The sequence below is a fragment of the Arthrobacter sp. DualSoilB13 genome (genome assembly GCF_055389195.1).
Window position 1 is genome coordinate 3453929 of the sequence record NZ_AP035865.1, and the last position, 16201, is coordinate 3470129.

Consider the following 16201-nt stretch of genomic DNA (forward strand, 5'->3'; position numbering starts at 1 on the left):
ATGATTTCAGTGGCCACCGAAGGCAGGGCACAAAGAAAACCCCGGAGCATCGCTCGTCACGCTCCGGGGTTTCTTTTACTACAATTGTTTTACATAGGGTCGGGCCAGTTGCCGATGGACATCGTAGAGATGGTCGTCTCGGACTTGTCCTTCTTGGGCGCCGTGGTGGTGGACCGCATAGGGTCCGGCCAGTTGCCAATGGCGCTTACTGTGCTGGAATCTGCCGCGGGAGCAGCAGAGACTACACCGGGAGCCGCAACTGCCAGCGTCAGTGCGCCCGCCACGGCCACTGAAGCAATGATTTTCTTGAACATGATGTTGTACCCCAATGCGAGTCGGATTCGTTACGGAAATTGCACGGTCCCTGTTGACATACATTGTAAAATGTTTTCCACAGAGACTGTCAAGGTTTTGGTCAAAAGACACCTGTAGGAGGGACCCGTGGGAAACGGATTCGGCGAGAAGCTACGTGCCGAACGGCTCGAACGTGGGTTGACGCAGGCAGAGCTAGGCAAGAACCTGTATTCACCGAGCTATATTTCGCTGCTGGAGACCGGTCGCCGCGAGCCTACGGCCGAGGTCATCGAGGAACTCGCCCGTCGGCTGGAACTGGCGCCCAAAGCACTTGAAGCGTGGAGCCAACCAGTCTCCGTCAGTGATGCCGAGTACGTCCTCGCCGGCTTGTATGCCCGGCAGGCCTGGGACCTCCGCGACTATCAACTCGCCGCCAGCCACGCAGCAACCGCAGCGCAGATCGCTCTTGAGGCCAAGAACAACAGCGCCTGGTGGAACATGACGTACATGCAGGCCGAGTGTGTGATGAAGCAAGGGCAGCTCAAGGAATGCCAACAGATTGTTGAGCACCTCTTGGAACACCCCATGGCCACGGAGTCCGCCGGCCTTGGAGTTCGCGCCTGGCAGATGCTTGCCGCGGTGTGTCACGGACAAGGCCAGTTGGCCACCGCCGTCGAGCATGCCAAGCAAGCCGTCAAGCTCAGCGAGCAGCTGCCCAAGGGTTCCACGCTCATTATTGGTGCGCACCGCGCGCTGATCGGTGCTCTTGCCGAGAGCGGCAAACTGGACGAGGCCTGGGAATACTGTCTGGCGATGATTGAGCACATGGACGAGCACTCCATGTCGCAGCTGGCAGGCGAAGTGGCCTGGGTGGTGGGCAACGTCGCCTTCATGCGCCACGACTACGTTGAGGGCATCAAGCACCACGAGCGAGCAGCCAAGCTCCTCTCCCCCGCCAACGACATTGAGCTGTGGGCCCGCTTCAACAAGGCTTCAGCAGCCGTTCGACTGTCCTCCGGGATTGTGGAACCGGAAACGTTGTCCGCCATTGAACGAGCGGAACTCGCGCTGTCCATTGTGGGCGGAAACAAGACAGACCAGTTGGAGGTCGCGTTCATCCGCGCCCGCTGGCTGTACTTGACCGGGGACATCCCTGCAGCCGTGGAGAAGCTCCGCGAAATCTACGCGGACCGCAAGGTGCTGGCCCGGCACACCGCCGGCGAAGTGTCGCTGCTGCTGGGTAAGTCCTTGAAAGCAGCAGGGGAAGCCGCTGAGGCGCTCCAATTCCTGGAAGAGGCCCAGCATGACTTCAGCGCGGCGGGAGCCTCGGACCGGGTCCAGCAGGCCATGGACGCGGTCTTGGAGATCCGCTTGGCCGAGCGCCGTGCCGCGAAGGAACACTCGCAGGCCTGACTAACCCAAGTAAGTCGGGTGCGGTTAGGCGAAGGTGCGGCCCGTGAGCTTCTCATACGCTTCGACGTAGCGGGCGCGGGTGCGCTCAACTACCTCGGCGGGAAGAGCCGGCGGCGGGGTGTCAGAGGACTTGTCCCAGCCGGACTCTGCTGAGGTCAGCCAGTCACGGACGTACTGCTTGTCATACGAAGGCTGCGACTGTCCCGGCGCGTACGTGGACGCATCCCAGAACCGTGAAGAGTCCGGGGTGAGGACCTCGTCACCCAGGGTAATCACGCCAGTGGCAGCGTCAATGCCGAACTCCACCTTGGTGTCAGCCAGGATAATGCCACGTTCGCGGGCGATCTCCTCGGCGCGGGTGTAGATCTTCAGCGTGAGCTCACTGAGGCGGGCAGCGATGTCGTCGCCCACCATGGCCACAACGTCGTCATAGGTGATGTTGACGTCGTGCTCGCCCACTTCGGCCTTGGCAGAGGGCGTGAAGAGTGCCTTCTCCAAGCGCGAGCCATCAACCAGGCCCTCCGGCAGCGGGATATCGCACACCGTGCGGGATTCCTTGTACTCAGCCAGGCCGGAACCGGTGAGGTAACCGCGTGCGATGCATTCCACCGGGAACATGTCCAGCTTCTTGCAGATCATGGCCCGGCCCTCGACGGCGGCAGGAACGCCACCTTCAACCGTGGACGCCAGCACGTGGTGCTCAACGTCCAACTGATCGAACCACCACAGGCTCAGCTGCGTCAGGACGCGGCCCTTGTCCGGGATCTCGCTGCTCAACACGTGGTCGTAAGCACTGATGCGGTCACTGGCCACAACCAAGACGCATTCCTGGCCGATCTTTTCCGTGATGGCTTCGTCGGCCGGGACGTAGAGATCACGGACCTTGCCGGAGTAGACGTGCGTCCAGCCCGGAAGTTCCAGTGTTTCGGTTTCGAAGCCGCCGGTGGGGATGCCCTCAGTCATGCTCAAGCCTGCACTTTCGGGATGGTTCCGGTTGCGGTGTAAGGCACGCGGATTTCGCCGCGAGCGGCCTTGCCTCCGATGTCCGTACGGAACTGTGAGCCTTCAAGCTGAACCAGCTCAACGCCGTCGTACGCCTTTTCGCGTGCTTCCACCAGATCGGAACCGAGCGCGACCACGGCGAGGACGCGGCCACCAGCGGAGACCACCTTGCCTTCGTCGTCCAGCTTGGTGCCGGCGTGGACCACGTGGACACCGTCCAGCTCGTCAACCTTCTTCAGGCCGCGGATGCGATCACCGGTGCGGGGTGCGTCCGGGTAGTTTTCGGCGGCGACGACGACGGCGACTGCCGTGTCCTTGGACCAGCGCAGCTCTTCTGCGGTGTCCAGTTCGCCCTTGGCAGCTGCCAGCAGCAGCGCACCGAGCGGGGTCTTGAGGCGTGCCAGGACGGCCTGGGTCTCGGGGTCGCCGAAGCGGACGTTGAACTCGATGACGCGTGTGCCGCGGGACGTCAGGGCGAGGCCGCAGTAGAGCACGCCAACAAAGGGGGTGCCGCGGCGGGCCATCTCATCCACGGTGGGCTGGGCCACGCGGTCGATGACTTCCTGGACCAAGCCCTCGGGAGCCCACTCGAGCGGGGTGTACGCGCCCATGCCGCCGGTGTTGGGGCCTTCGTCATTGTCGAAGATGCGCTTGAAGTCCTGTGCCGGGGACAGGGGAACAGTAGTGCGGCCGTCGCAGAGGACGAACAGGGAGACCTCGGGGCCGTCCAGGAACTCTTCGATGACCACGGTTCCACCGGCGTCGAAGCAGGCCTGGGCGTGGGCCAGGGCTTCCGCGCGGTCCTTGGTGACCACCACGCCCTTACCGGCGGCCAGGCCGTCGTCCTTAACAACATGCGGTGCACCGAAAGTATCCAGGGCATCGGCGGCTTCCTCAACGTTGGTGGCAACGCGGGCCATAGCCGTGGGAACGTTCGCTTCAGCCATGATCTGCTTGGCGAAGGCCTTGGACGCTTCCAGCTGTGCTGCTTCCTTGCTGGGACCGAAGACGGGAATGCCGGCCTCGCGGACGGCGTCGGAAACACCGGCGGCGAGGGGGGCCTCAGGGCCAACCACCACCAGGTCCACGCCCAGCTTGGTGGCGAGGGCGGACACGGCTTCCGGGTTGTTCCCGTCAATCGCATGGGTGGGAACAAGTTTGCTGATGCCCGCGTTGCCCGGGGCCGCGTGGACCTCGGAAACGTTCGGATCTTCAAGCAGAGAGCGGACAATGGCGTGTTCGCGGCCGCCTGGGCCAATGACGAGTACCTTCACAGTCTTCAAGGGTACTTTGTGAAGGGCGCGCGGCCTAAGCTGTGTCATTCACCGGACCCTGCACGCCTCTAGACTTGGCTGTATGCCCATAAGTTCGCATGAAACGTTCAACGTTGAGTCCGCGGTGGAACTGGCAGTGATCGAACGAAGTGGCTTTATTGAGTCCCGGCACATCGGCGCAGCCGTGGTCCTTGCCGGCGACGGCTCGGTGGTCACCCGTCTTGGCTACATCGAGGCTCCCATCATGGCCCGCTCCACCCTCAAACCGTTCCAGGCCCTGGCCTCCATGCAGTCCGGCGTGCCCCTCCGTGGCGCACAGGTTGCTGTTGCCTGCGGCAGCCACACCGGGTCCCTGGACCATATGGACATTGTTGAGGGGATGCTCAAAGCAGCGGGCGTTAAGGAAGATAACCTCCAATGCCCCACCGCCTGGCCCCAGGATGAGACTGCTAGAAACTGGCTGGTCCGCTCCGAACGCGGCCAATCCAGGCTGGCTTTCAACTGCTCCGGCAAGCACGCAGCCTTCCTATGGGCGTGCACCGAAAACGGCTGGGACCTGCGCAGCTACCTTGAACCCAATCACCCCCTTCAACAGCGTGTTCGCTCCGTGATTGAGGAATACAGCGGCGAAACCATCTCCCACCTTGGCATCGACGGCTGCGGCGCACCCGTTGCCGCCATTTCGCTGACCGGCCTCGCCCGGGCTTACTCCCGCCTGGCCAAGTCCCCCGGTGATAAATTGTCCAATGCGCGTGCCGCCACCATTGCCACCTCCATGCTGGATTACCCCTGGGCCGTCCAAGGCAAAGGCGAGTCCAACACCATCGTCATGGAAGAACTCGAGGTCCTGGCCAAAATCGGGGCTGAGGGCGTCCTTGTCCTCGCAACCCCCACCGGCGCCACCGTAGCTGTGAAAATGCTGGACGGGAACCTGCGGGCCACGTCCCTGGTGGGGCTGACTCTTCTTGCAGTAAGCGGCGCCGTGGACATCCCGGCAGTTTCCAATGTCCTGGAACGGGTGGTTGAGCCAGTGCTTGGCGGCGGTCACGAGGTTGGCAAGATCCGCCTGGGCCACGCCGTCTCCGCCCTGCTGGACTAGTACTTCTGAGGAGAAAAACCATGGCTGTCGCACGACGCCGCGTCGATGTTTCCGAGGGCCGCGCTGCGCTGGCAGCCTGGCAGGCCGCCGTCGAGCCTTCAGATGGTGAGCCGGGCAGCCTTGCCGGGCCACCGCCGTCGCGCTCTTTAATTGCGACGGCGGTGCGCTACTCCCTGGAGGAAGTCACCGCCCGCGCACCCGGCAACTCCGTGGAAGTCAGGGTGCCGCCGTTCGGCGTCACCCAATGCGTGGAGGGGCCCCGCCACACGCGCGGCACTCCCCCGAACGTGATCGAGTGCGACGCCGCCACCTGGCTGTCTCTGGTGACGGGACGGATTGCGTGGGCTGACGCGGTTTCGGAGCACAGGCTGAGTGCATCCGGCTTGCGTGCCGATCTTTCGGAGCTGCTCCCCCTCTAAGAGTTTTTGTACAGCTAATGCCCCTAAGACGGCGTCTTAAGGGCATTAGCTGTACAAAAACTATCCGGTCAGTCCGGGCAGACCGGGGTGGATGGTTGCCCGCGCTTGCTCATTTCGAATTGCGGGATGTCGTCCGCCGAGGGACCGCCGCGGAACTTCGGCGAAGGTTCCTGGCCCTCGCTGATGCGCTGGAGTTCCTGTTCTTCGAAGACTTCTTCCTTGCCGAGCATGACGGCCGAGTCATGATTGGTGATCTCACCGTTGAAGGCGCGGACCATGACGCTGCGGTCGAACTGGCCCTCCCACTTGGCGACGACGAACGTTGCCACGCAGTTGCCCAGCAGGTTCACCACCACGCGCATGGAGTCCATGAGGCGGTCGGCTCCCAGGAGGAGTGCGACGCCTGCCACCGGGAAGATGCCGAGCGCTGCTGCCGTGGCGGAGAGTGCCAGGAAGGACGAACCCGGCACGCCTGCCATGCCCTTGGAAGTCAGGAGCAGGACGCCCAGGGCCGCCAACTGCTGGCCTAGATCGAGGTTGTGCCCGAAGGCCTGGGCCAGGAACAGCAGCGAAATCGACAGGTAGATCGCGGCGCCGTCCAGGTTGAAGGAGTAGCCGGTAGGGACTACCAGTCCGGTGGTGGCACGGGAGCAACCGGCGTTGGTCAGCTTGGTCATGATGCGCGGCATGACAGCTTCCGTGGAGGCTGTTCCGAGTGCCAGCAGGAATTCTTCGCGGGTGTACTTGAGGAATGACCACAGCGGAACCCTGGCGAAGCTCCAGGCCACCAGGAACAGCAATGCGATGAAGACAATCGCTGCGCCGTAGCAGGCGGCTATCAGGAGGGCATAGGTACTGAGTGTGCCCAGACCGTACTGGCCGATGATGAATGCCATGGCACCGAAGGCACCGATGGGAGCCACTTTCATGATCCAGGACATGATCTTGAAGATCAGTTCCAGAACGGTCTCCATGAGGCTGATGACCGGCATGCAACGTTCGCGGCCGATGACCACGATGGCTGCGCCGAAGAAGACGGAGAAGAACAGCACCTGAAGCAGGCTGTTGTTGGCAAAAGCACCGATCACGCTGACGGGAATGACATCCAGGATGAACGCTGCGGCGTCCTTGGGAGGCGCATTGCCGGTCTTGGCGTTGAGCGCGTCCTGGGAGAGCGTAGCGGGGTCGATATTAAGGCCAGCACCGGGCTGAACGATGTTTCCGACGATGAGCCCGAAGACGAGGGCGAAAAGAGTGGCGCCGGTGAAGTACAGGAGCGCTTTGACCCCGACCCTTCCGACCGCCTTGACGTCGCCCACTGCCGAGATGCCCGTGACGATCACGAGGAAAATCAGCGGGGCGATGATCATCTTGATGAGTTGAATGAATCCATCACCCAGTGGCCGGAGGGCGGACCCAATGGTCGGCCAGAAATGACCGATGAGTACACCTGCGACGACGGCGATCAGGATTTGAAAAAAGAGCGACTTGTACAGCCGCTTTTTCTTCTGCGGGGCCGAACTCGCCTTCAGCGCCGCGGAGTCTGGGATCTTCATTGATCTGAACCAATCAGTTGGGAACAGCCCCACATTTTGAGGGGGTTTTTCAAATGTAAGCCTGGTCACACCATTCCGCAAGGGGAAATTATGTTTCCATAATGCGGAAGTCACAATTGGTTTTTTGTACAGCTACTGCCCTGATGAGTAGCTCATAAGGGCCGGATCTGTACAAAAACTCAAGACCTCCACCCCTGCTTCCGGAGGGCTTGAACCACGCGGGCCACCACCCATTTCCTCCCGTGCTTCATGTCCACCTTGTTGATCTTGACCTGGCGCCAGCCGGCCTCAGAGACGCGCTGATCCCGGTACGCATCCAGCGCTTGCTGCTCTGGAGAAAGGTGATGCAGACCCTCGTATTCGAGGCAGGTCCGATACTCCGGGCATCCGAGATCCGTCCACACCGGCCTACCAAGGGCATCGTCAACCCTGCAGTTAGGAACGAAGGCAGGCAGTCCGGCATCTTCCAGCATCAAGCGCAGCTTTGTTTCAGGGGGAGAATCAACGCCAACACGCAGGAGATCCAACGCTATGCGGGCCTTGCGAATGCCATGGATACCGTGGGCCTTCTCAACGAAGTGTTGCAGCTTCGGCATAGACACCATGGCAACCCGAGGAGGCCCGAACGAGCGTTCGTGTTCGCTGACGATGGCATCGCCCGCAACCACCAAATCTTCCATGGGCAGCATCGAGGCCAGATCCACCCACGTCCGCGCAACAGACGTGAGGACAGCGCCCTCCAGGTCCGTGAGATCCCCATCCCTCAACGTCAGGCGATGGCCAGCCACTCCCCTACGCCGAGGCAGCGATCCGTTCCTTGGACGAGATAGATGGATGAATCGCCCCGGTTCCCGGAAGTGGGGCCCGCTTTTTGGCCCCCAGGGTACAGGCTCGACGACGGCGGTCACCGGGCCGCCGTCGTCGGGCTTGAACTGCGCCCAAGCAGGCAGCGGTAGGCCGAGCACCTCCGCGGCACTGATGTGGCTCAGGAAATCACCCTGACGGAGGTCAAGATGTGGCCGGGCAACCTCCAGCAACGTCTGCACTCGCCGCGGCAGCCGGATTCCCCTGCTGGGCACTAGCAGGTCCGATGCCCGCAGTCTCTTCGGGGCAATGCCGAATTCATCAGCCTCAGCCAACGTAAAGGCGCGGTCAGAGAGTGCGGGAGGAAGAGCGGGTAAGGGACGCATGCCCCATTCAGTCATAACGGCCGAGGCGTCGGAGGGTTATCCACAGATGACTCGCTTCAGCCAGGAGTTTTTGTACAGCAGATGCCCGTAAAGGGCTATTTTGAGGGCGTTATGTGTACAAAAACTCGCTAGCCGCGGCCTACGAACGGCATGCCGGCGGCGGTCACCACCAAGGATCCAACACTGGCCGACGCCGGCATGTTGGCCATCATCAGCACGGCGCGGGAAGCGTCCTCCACAGGGAACATGGGCTCCACCTTGCGGCTGCCATCAGCCTGCAGCGCGCCGGACCCGACGCCGATGGTGTCCATGATCTCGGTGCGCGTATTTCCGATGTCGATCTGCCCGCACGTGATGCCAAATTCCCGGCCATCGAGCTCGATGCTCTTGGTCAGGCCGGTCATCGCGTGCTTGGTGACCGTATAAGCCACGGACCTGGGCCTGGGCGAGTGCGCGGAGATGGATCCATTGTTGATGATGCGGCCACCCTGCGGCTCTTGGGCCTTCATGGTCCGCACAGCCTCGGCCGCACACAGCATGGAACCAGTGACGTTCACCCGCAACGTTGCTTCCCAGTCCTCCACGCTGATCTCGCCGACGTCGCCGGCCGGGCCGAAGATGCCCGCATTGTTGAACAGCACATCAACCCGACCCCAGCGCTGGCGGACCTCCGCGAAAAGGCGTGCGACGTCGTCGGGCACTGTTACGTCGCACGGAACCGCTAGCGCCTCCGCATGACCGCCGGCGGTTTCCAACAGTTGCGCCTCACGGCGCCCGGCCAACGCAACACGGTAACCTTCGGCGAGCATGAGCCTGGCGACGGCCCGCCCAATACCCGAACCGGCCCCGGTCACGACGGCGACCCTCGGGTTTGCGGGCTGGCTGGAGTCAGTCATGTGGTTGCCTTTCAGGATGGTGCAGTCAGTGTGCAGCTTGAGCGGGTTGGGCTGCTGTGGCTTTGGCTGCAGTTATCGGCCAGCCTATGACAGTCTTCGGGCGCGGCGTGGCGTAGGTTCGCACCTTGGACGTGGACAGACCAAGGCGGACCAGGGACTCGGCGATGGTGACTGCCGCAGCCACGCCGTCCACCACGGGGACGCCCGTGCGCTGGCCGATCTGCTCATCCAGCCCTGCCATGCCGCCGCAACCCAGGACGATAACCTCGGCCTTGTCCTGGTGTACCGCTCGTTCGGCCTGGCTCACGATTGCCTCAACAGCACGCTCCGGGTATTCCTCAAGTTCCAGCACGGCCATGCCGCTGGCCCTAACAGAAGCACACCGTGCGTCCAGGCCGGCGAGTTTCAGGCGGTCCTCGATCAGCGGAACGGCGCGATCCAGCGTGGTGACCACTGAGTATTTGTGTCCAAGGAACATCGCGGTGCTGGCTGCCGCCTCGGTAATATCCACCACCGGGACGTCCAGAAGTTCTTGGAGGCCTTCGCGGCCGTGCTCGCCATAGCCGGCCTGGATGACAGCGTCGAAGGGTTCGGGATAATTCACCACAGCATCCATGACGGCAATTGCGGCGAGGAAGCTTTCGAAATTGCCCTCACAGGAGTCGGCGCCAAAACGCGGAGTGATACCGATAATTTCCGTGCCGGGGGCAGCTGCTGCACGGGCCTGGGCTGCTATGGACTCCGTCATGGACTGGGTGGTGTTCACGTTTGCTACAAGGATGCGCATGGTTTTCCTCTCGACGGCAACGCCCGTCCTCTTCCGATGGAACGGAGAGGACGGGCGAGCCTTGATGTTTTCGGTGAGTCAGTGGGTGCTCGCGACGGCGATCGGCTCGCCGGATACGTCCTCGTGGACCTGCTTCTTATCCGCGACAGCGAAGTACGTCAGGGCAGCGACGCCGGCCCCGATGAACCAGGCGAACGGGGCAGCTGCTGCCAGCCCCGGGATGAAGGCGATGGCGATGGCAAGGCCGGCGGCCGGGATCATGGCAATGATGGCCTTCGGGTTCACGCCGCGCTTGTAGAAGTAGGCACCCTTGGGGTCCTCGGTGTAGAGCTCCGGGACGTTGACCTTGCCGCGGCGGACCAGCCAGTAATCGGCCATGACCACACCGAACAGCGGGCCTAGCAAGGCCCCGAGGCCACCCAGGAAGTACACGATCACAATCGGGTTGTTGTAAAGGTTCCACGGCAGGATGATCAGGCCGATGGTGCCGCTGACCCACGCCGCTTTGCGGAAGTTCAAGTGCCGCGGGAAGAGGTTGGTCAGGGCGTAGACGGGAGCGACGAAGTTGGCCATCAGGTTCACGGCGATGGTCAGGATCAGCAGTGCCAGGCAGGCAAGGACCAGCAGAAGCGTATTGGGGATGCTCTCCACAATGTCCGAAGGGCTCTCGATCACAGTGCCATTGATCTTGTACTGACCGCCGGCCATGACCACAACGATTGCGCCGAAGAGCAGCATGTTGATGGGAATGCCCCAGAAGTTGCCCTTGACGATTGACTTCTTGGAGGCGGAAGAACGCGTGAAGTCGCAGAAATTCAGGACGAACGTTCCGTAGATGGAGACCCACAGTGCGCCGCCGGCAAAGATGGTCAACCACATCTCGGTCCCCTCAAGGCCCTTGATGCCGCTCCACTGGATAGCACCGCCGGCTTCGATGAAGACCCACACGGCAATCGCGGCCATGGTGACCAGGATGATGGGTCCTGCGAAGGCCTCGTATTTACGGATCATTTCCATACCGAAGCTGACAATGATCAGCTGGACAATCCAGAGCGCCACGAAGGAGAACCAGCCCAGAGTGGAGAGGCCAAGAATGGAGTTGCTGTCCAGGTCCTTCAGACCGGGAGCCATGGCCACCAGCATCACGCGAAGGACCACCGAGGCCAGGTAGGTCTGGATGCCAAACCATGCCACGGCAACGGCGCCGCGAACCAGGCTGGCGATCTGCGCTCCACGGATACCGAAGCTGATGCGGCTCATGACCGGGAAAGGGACGCCGGTCTTCTCGCCCATGAACCCGGAAAAGTTCAGGAGCCCGAAGAGGAGAATGGCACCGATACCCAGTGCTACCAGGATCTGCCAGCCGCCCAGACCGAGGGAGAAGAGGCCGATGGCGAAGGCATAGTTACCCAGGCTGTGGACGTCGTTGGCCCAGAGGGTAAAGATGCTGTAGCTGGTCCACTTGCGGCCCTTGGCCCTAGTGGGCGCAAGGTCAATGTTGTAAAGGCTGGGGCTGATGGTACGGCCTGCGGCTTCGGAAGCAATGGCGCAGAGGTCAGTGTTTCCCACCACTGGGTGGTTGGGGCCACCTGCGTTTTTGTCTCCCGGAGTCTCAGTGACGCCGACTGATGAAGTCGTCTGCATCGTGGATCTCCACTTCGTACTGATTCCATAATGCGGAATCTAGTTATTGAATAGTGAAAGCACTTTATGACTCAGGTCACGTAACGTCAAGAGTTCCCGGTGTATGCAGGGTCACATTCGGTTGCTTGAGCACTGCTTTCCCAGTTGACTGTTTTGGTTACGCAATCCGTGTTGACGCTGCCCATCAGCAGACGTAATCTCGAATTGCAGAATTTTATTCTCACAATACGAAATTCCTTGAGCGCCCCCACAGAGCAAGCGCCCAGACATTCAATGAAGAGAGGTTGGACGTGGCTGCAGGAGAAGAGACCTCACACATCCTCAGCGGGTTGACTGCCCAGCTGCCTGATCGTGATCCGGAAGAGACCGCGGAGTGGATTGAGTCCCTTGATGCGTTGATCGCGGAGCAGGGTACCGAGCGTGCCCAGTACATTATGCGTTCGTTGTTGCAGCGTGCTGGTGCCAGGTCGGTGGGTGTGCCGATGGTGACGACCACTGATTATGTGAACACGATCCCGGTGGACCAGGAAGCACAGTTCCCGGGGAACGAGGAGTTCGAGCGCCGGTACCGTGCGTATATGCGGTGGAACGCTGCGGTGATGGTCCATCGTGCGCAGCGCTCCGATATTGGTGTCGGCGGGCACATTTCCACCTATGCCGGTGCTGCGACCCTGTATGAGGTGGGGTTCAACCACTTCTTCCGCGGCAAGGACCACCCCAGTGGCGGGGACCAGGTGTTTTTCCAGGGTCACGCCTCGCCGGGCATGTACGCCCGGGCGTTCATGGAAGGCCGCCTCACGGAAGAGGACTTGGACGGGTTCCGTCAGGAAAAGTCCAAAGAAGGCCATGCCCTGTCCTCGTACCCGCACCCGCGCCTGATGCCGGATTTCTGGGAATTCCCGACCGTGTCCATGGGTATCGGCCCGATGAACGCGATCTACCAGGCCCAGTCCAACCGGTATTTGCAGAACCGTGGCATCAAAGACACCTCGGATCAGCAGGTCTGGGCGTTCCTGGGGGACGGGGAAATGGACGAGCCCGAGTCCCGTGGCCTGCTCCAGCTCGCCGCGAACGAGAACCTGGACAACCTGAACTTCGTGATCAACTGCAACCTCCAGCGCCTGGACGGACCGGTCCGCGGTAACGGCAAGATCATGCAGGAACTCGAAGCGTTCTTCCGCGGTGCGGGCTGGAACGTGATCAAGGTCGTCTGGGGCCGTGAGTGGGATTCCCTCCTGGAAGCGGACAAGGACGGGGCGTTGGTGAAAATCATGAACGAAACCCCCGATGGTGACTACCAAACCTACAAGGCCGAGTCCGGCGGGTTCGTCCGGGAACACTTCTTCGGCAAATCCCCGCAGACCAAAGACATGGTGGCGGATTTGGACGACGAACAGATCTGGGGCCTCAAACGCGGCGGTCACGACTACCGCAAGGTCTACGCCGCGTACAAGGCAGCCACCGAGTTCAAGGGCAAACCCACCGTGATCCTGGCCAAAACGGTCAAGGGCTACGGCCTGGGCCCGCACTTCGAGGGCCGCAACGCGACCCACCAGATGAAGAAACTGACCATGGAAGACCTCAAAGCCTTCCGTGACCACCTCCGCATCCCCATCAGCGATGACCAACTCGACGCTGACCTCTACCGTCCCCCGTACTACCACCCCGGCATGGACGCCCCCGAAATCAAATACCTCATGGAACGCCGGGCAGAGCTCGGCGGGTTCGTCCCCGAACGCCGCCGCAACCACACCCCCGTGACCCTGCCCGAGGCCAAATCCTACGAGGTCGCCAAACGCGGATCCGGTAAACAACAAGCCGCCACCACCATGGCCTTCGTCCGGCTGTTGAAGGACCTGATGCGGGATAAGAACTTCGGCGCCCGGTTCGTGCCCGTCGTCCCCGACGAATCCCGGACCTTCGGGATGGACGCGTTCTTCCCGACCGCGAAAATCTACAACCCCAAAGGCCAGAACTACCTCTCCGTGGACCGCGACCTCGTCCTGGCCTACAAAGAATCACCCGCCGGGCAACTGATCCACCCCGGCATCAACGAAGCCGGCGCCGTGGCAGCGTTCACCGCCGCCGGGACCTCCTACGCCACCCACGGCGAACCCCTGGTCCCGATCTACGTGTTCTACTCCATGTTCGGCTTCCAACGCACCGGGGATTCGTTCTGGGCCGCAGCAGACCAAATGACCCGCGGCTTCATCATCGGCGCCACCGCAGGACGAACCACCCTCACCGGCGAAGGACTCCAACACGCCGACGGACACTCCCCCGTCCTGGCCTCCACCAACCCCGCCGTGAAAACCTACGACCCCGCCTACGGCTACGAAATCGGCCACATCATCCGCCACGGCCTCGAAGAAATGTACGGACCCGACAGTACTGACGGCACCGGTGAAGACCGGAACGTGATGTACTACCTCACCGTCTACAACGAACCCATCACCCAACCCGCGGAACCGGAAAACCTCGACATCAACGGACTCCTCAAAGGCATCTACCGCCTCGCAGAAGCCCCGCAAGGCGACTCAAACCGGCCCACCGCGAACATCCTCGCCTCCGGCGTGTCCGTGCCCTGGGCCATCGAAGCCGCCCGGATCCTGAACGAAGACTGGGGAGTCGCCGCCGAAGTCTGGTCCGTGACCTCCTGGAACGAACTCCGCCGCGACGGACTCGCCGCCGAAGAACACGCCTTCCTCAACCCCGGCCAACCCGCCCGCACCCCGTTCATCACCGAACAACTCAAAGACACCACCGGACCCGTCATCGCCGTGTCCGACTACATGAAAGCCGTCCCCGACCAAATCCGCCAATTCATCCCCAACGACTTCGCCTCCCTCGGAGCAGACGGCTTCGGCTTCTCCGACACCCGCCAAGCCGCACGCCGCTACTTCAAAAACGACACCCACTCCATCGTCGCCAAAACCCTCCAGTTGCTGGCGGCGAGGGGCGAGGTAGAGGAGGGCGCGCCGTCGTACGCCATTGACCGCTACAAGTTGCTGGACGTGAACGCCGGTACTACCGGCGGAGCAGGCGGCGACGCCTAAACAGCCCGCACAACACAATTGGCGGCAGTGTTCGTGAAGAACACTGCCGCCAATTTGTGGTTGAACGGGTTTTGCGGAAACGGGCTCAGGTGCCCAGGTTCCTTCTATCAACCACGAAGCCGGTTGCCGCGTTCTCGCGAACTGCGTTGATACCAGCCACTACAGCTTTCAGATTCGGGAACTGTGGCGACACTGCCACAACCGTTCCATCCTCCGCGGTCAGCCGGAACCGGAACGAGTTGGTTCCTGCCTTGAGAATTTCAAAACTGCCAGCCATGTTCCCCTGTTCTTTCACGCGACATTGCGTACCGAGCTGACTTCATAACTCCCTCAAAGACCATATCGGCCATTTCTGGCGACCAAAAGCCCTACTGATCGGTAATCTACAACCGATTTTGGTAGATCTCTTGGAAACAACCCCTAGGAGCTAGAGACCGCATGGACCGCCGCGCGTATCGTGAGGATATGACTGACACCGGCACGGCCCCCACCACGGGCGTGCTCCTCGCTGCAGGCGCCGGAACACGGCTGGGCCGTGGCCCCAAGGCGCTGCTCCCCTTCCGGGGCAGGACTTTGGTGGAAGTCTTGGCCGACACCCTGTTCGACGGCGGCTGCCGCGAAGTTGTGGTGGTGCTCGGCGCGGAGGCCGACCACGTCCGGCGGAGCACCGATTTGGGCACTCATACGGTGGTGGAGAACCAGAACTGGGCCAAAGGAATGGCCGGTTCCTTCCGCGCCGGCATTGACGCGGCCACGCCAGGCAACAGCATCATGGTGGCGCTGGTGGACCAGCCCGGGTTAACCCCGACGGCGGTGAGCAGGCTGCTGGGCAGCCACCGTCCCGGCCGGGTCACCGCAGCCGCATACCCTGATGAGCACGGCCACCTGAAACGCAGGCACCCGGTGATTATCGACGTCGGGCTTCGCTCCGAAGCGGCCGCAGCCGCGAATGGTGACACGGGTGCGCGCTCCTTCCTCAAGGCGCATCCCGGCCTGGTGGACTTGGTGGACTGCAGCGACCTCTGCTCCGGCGAAGACCTGGACACCAAGGATCAACTGCATCTTTTGGACGGGTAGAGGCGGGTAAGTTAGGGGCATGATCCGCATCGAAACTGATGATCTCGCGCGCCCTGATGTCCATCAGCTCCTGAGCGAGCACTTGGCCGATATGTTCGCCACCTCCCCTGCGGAGAGTGTTCATGCCCTGGACCACTCGGCATTGTCGCACGAGTCGATCACGTTCTGGACTGCACGCGAGGACGGGGTTCTGCTGGGATGTGGGGCGCTGAAGGTGCTCTCTTCCGGGCACGCCGAGATCAAGTCCATGCGGACCACAGCCAGTGCCCGCGGACGTGGTGTGGCCACGCTGATGCTTGAGCACATTGTGGCCGAGGCGGCCCGGCGGGGCTACGAGCGCGTGAGCCTGGAGACAGGAACGGAAGACTACTTTGCTCCTGCCCGCAGGCTATATGCCCGGCACGGATTTACGGAGTGCCCGCCGTTCGGGGACTACACCCTGGATCCCAACAGCGTGTTCATGGAGCTCACCGTCTCACCCAAGTAAGTCGCAG

General features: G+C 62.0%; 15 protein-coding genes. 6 read left to right on the forward strand and 9 right to left on the reverse strand.

The features are described from left to right. Positions 1-89 precede the first annotated feature (89 nt). Complete coding sequence (locus ACZ5J0_RS15875) at positions 90-314, reverse strand: hypothetical protein (RefSeq protein ID WP_142938020.1); 225 nt, start codon at positions 312-314, stop codon at positions 90-92. Positions 315-441: 127 nt separating this feature from the next. Between ACZ5J0_RS15875 and ACZ5J0_RS15880 the strand changes: the two genes are divergently transcribed. Beyond that, the gene (locus tag ACZ5J0_RS15880; protein ID WP_024818003.1) at positions 442-1707 is read left to right on the forward strand and encodes a helix-turn-helix domain-containing protein; all 1266 of its coding nucleotides are present in this window, start codon (positions 442-444) and stop codon (positions 1705-1707) included. Between the two features lie 24 nt (positions 1708-1731). Here the strand turns inward: ACZ5J0_RS15880 and ACZ5J0_RS15885 are convergent, their stop codons facing one another. After that, a complete protein-coding gene (locus ACZ5J0_RS15885) occupies positions 1732-2670 on the reverse strand; it encodes a phosphoribosylaminoimidazolesuccinocarboxamide synthase (RefSeq protein WP_091470380.1) in 939 nt (312 codons plus the stop codon). A gap of 2 nt (positions 2671-2672) precedes the next feature. Continuing rightward, complete coding sequence (gene purD, locus ACZ5J0_RS15890) at positions 2673-4031, reverse strand: phosphoribosylamine--glycine ligase (protein WP_464093501.1); 1359 nt, start codon at positions 4029-4031, stop codon at positions 2673-2675. A gap of 34 nt (positions 4032-4065) precedes the next feature. Here purD and ACZ5J0_RS15895 point away from each other — a divergent pair, with 34 nt between their 5' ends. Then, positions 4066-5082, forward strand: coding sequence for an asparaginase (locus ACZ5J0_RS15895; protein ID WP_464093502.1), 1017 nt, complete (start codon positions 4066-4068; stop codon positions 5080-5082). Positions 5083-5102: 20 nt separating this feature from the next. After that, positions 5103-5501, forward strand: a complete 399-nt coding sequence (locus tag ACZ5J0_RS15900; protein WP_166842418.1) for a sterol carrier family protein — start codon at positions 5103-5105, stop codon at positions 5499-5501. Between the two features lie 68 nt (positions 5502-5569). Here the strand turns inward: ACZ5J0_RS15900 and ACZ5J0_RS15905 are convergent, their stop codons facing one another. The 5 genes from ACZ5J0_RS15905 to ACZ5J0_RS15925 form a co-directional block, all read right to left on the reverse strand. Further along, complete coding sequence (locus ACZ5J0_RS15905; protein ID WP_142938017.1) at positions 5570-7057, reverse strand: cation:dicarboxylate symporter family transporter; 1488 nt, start codon at positions 7055-7057, stop codon at positions 5570-5572. Between the two features lie 179 nt (positions 7058-7236). After that, positions 7237-8247 carry an endonuclease domain-containing protein gene (locus ACZ5J0_RS15910; RefSeq protein WP_464093503.1) on the reverse strand — a complete coding sequence of 337 codons (1011 nt, stop codon included), beginning with the start codon at positions 8245-8247 and terminating at the stop codon, positions 7237-7239. A gap of 128 nt (positions 8248-8375) precedes the next feature. Continuing rightward, entirely contained in the window at positions 8376-9143 is a 768-nt protein-coding gene (locus ACZ5J0_RS15915) for an SDR family oxidoreductase (protein WP_464093504.1), read from the reverse strand. Positions 9144-9168: 25 nt separating this feature from the next. Beyond that, entirely contained in the window at positions 9169-9930 is a 762-nt protein-coding gene (locus ACZ5J0_RS15920) for an aspartate/glutamate racemase family protein (protein WP_464093505.1), read from the reverse strand. 78 nt (positions 9931-10008) lie between these two features. Beyond that, entirely contained in the window at positions 10009-11574 is a 1566-nt protein-coding gene (locus ACZ5J0_RS15925; RefSeq protein WP_142938014.1) for an NCS1 family nucleobase:cation symporter-1, read from the reverse strand. A 290-nt stretch (positions 11575-11864) separates the two neighbouring features. On the opposite strand from ACZ5J0_RS15925, the gene aceE reads away from it, so the two are divergent. Continuing rightward, the gene (aceE, locus tag ACZ5J0_RS15930) at positions 11865-14630 is read left to right on the forward strand and encodes a pyruvate dehydrogenase (acetyl-transferring), homodimeric type (RefSeq protein WP_464093506.1); all 2766 of its coding nucleotides are present in this window, start codon (positions 11865-11867) and stop codon (positions 14628-14630) included. 85 nt (positions 14631-14715) lie between these two features. Here the strand turns inward: aceE and ACZ5J0_RS15935 are convergent, their stop codons facing one another. Continuing rightward, entirely contained in the window at positions 14716-14907 is a 192-nt protein-coding gene (locus tag ACZ5J0_RS15935) for a YegP family protein (protein WP_044569301.1), read from the reverse strand. Positions 14908-15068: 161 nt separating this feature from the next. Between ACZ5J0_RS15935 and nboR the strand changes: the two genes are divergently transcribed. Both nboR and ACZ5J0_RS15945 read left to right on the forward strand, forming a co-directional pair. After that, the gene (gene nboR, locus ACZ5J0_RS15940; RefSeq protein WP_142938003.1) at positions 15069-15707 is read left to right on the forward strand and encodes a nicotine blue oxidoreductase; all 639 of its coding nucleotides are present in this window, start codon (positions 15069-15071) and stop codon (positions 15705-15707) included. Positions 15708-15726: 19 nt separating this feature from the next. Then, positions 15727-16194, forward strand: coding sequence for a GNAT family N-acetyltransferase (locus ACZ5J0_RS15945; protein WP_223940877.1), 468 nt, complete (start codon positions 15727-15729; stop codon positions 16192-16194). The last annotated feature ends 7 nt before the right edge of the window (positions 16195-16201 follow it).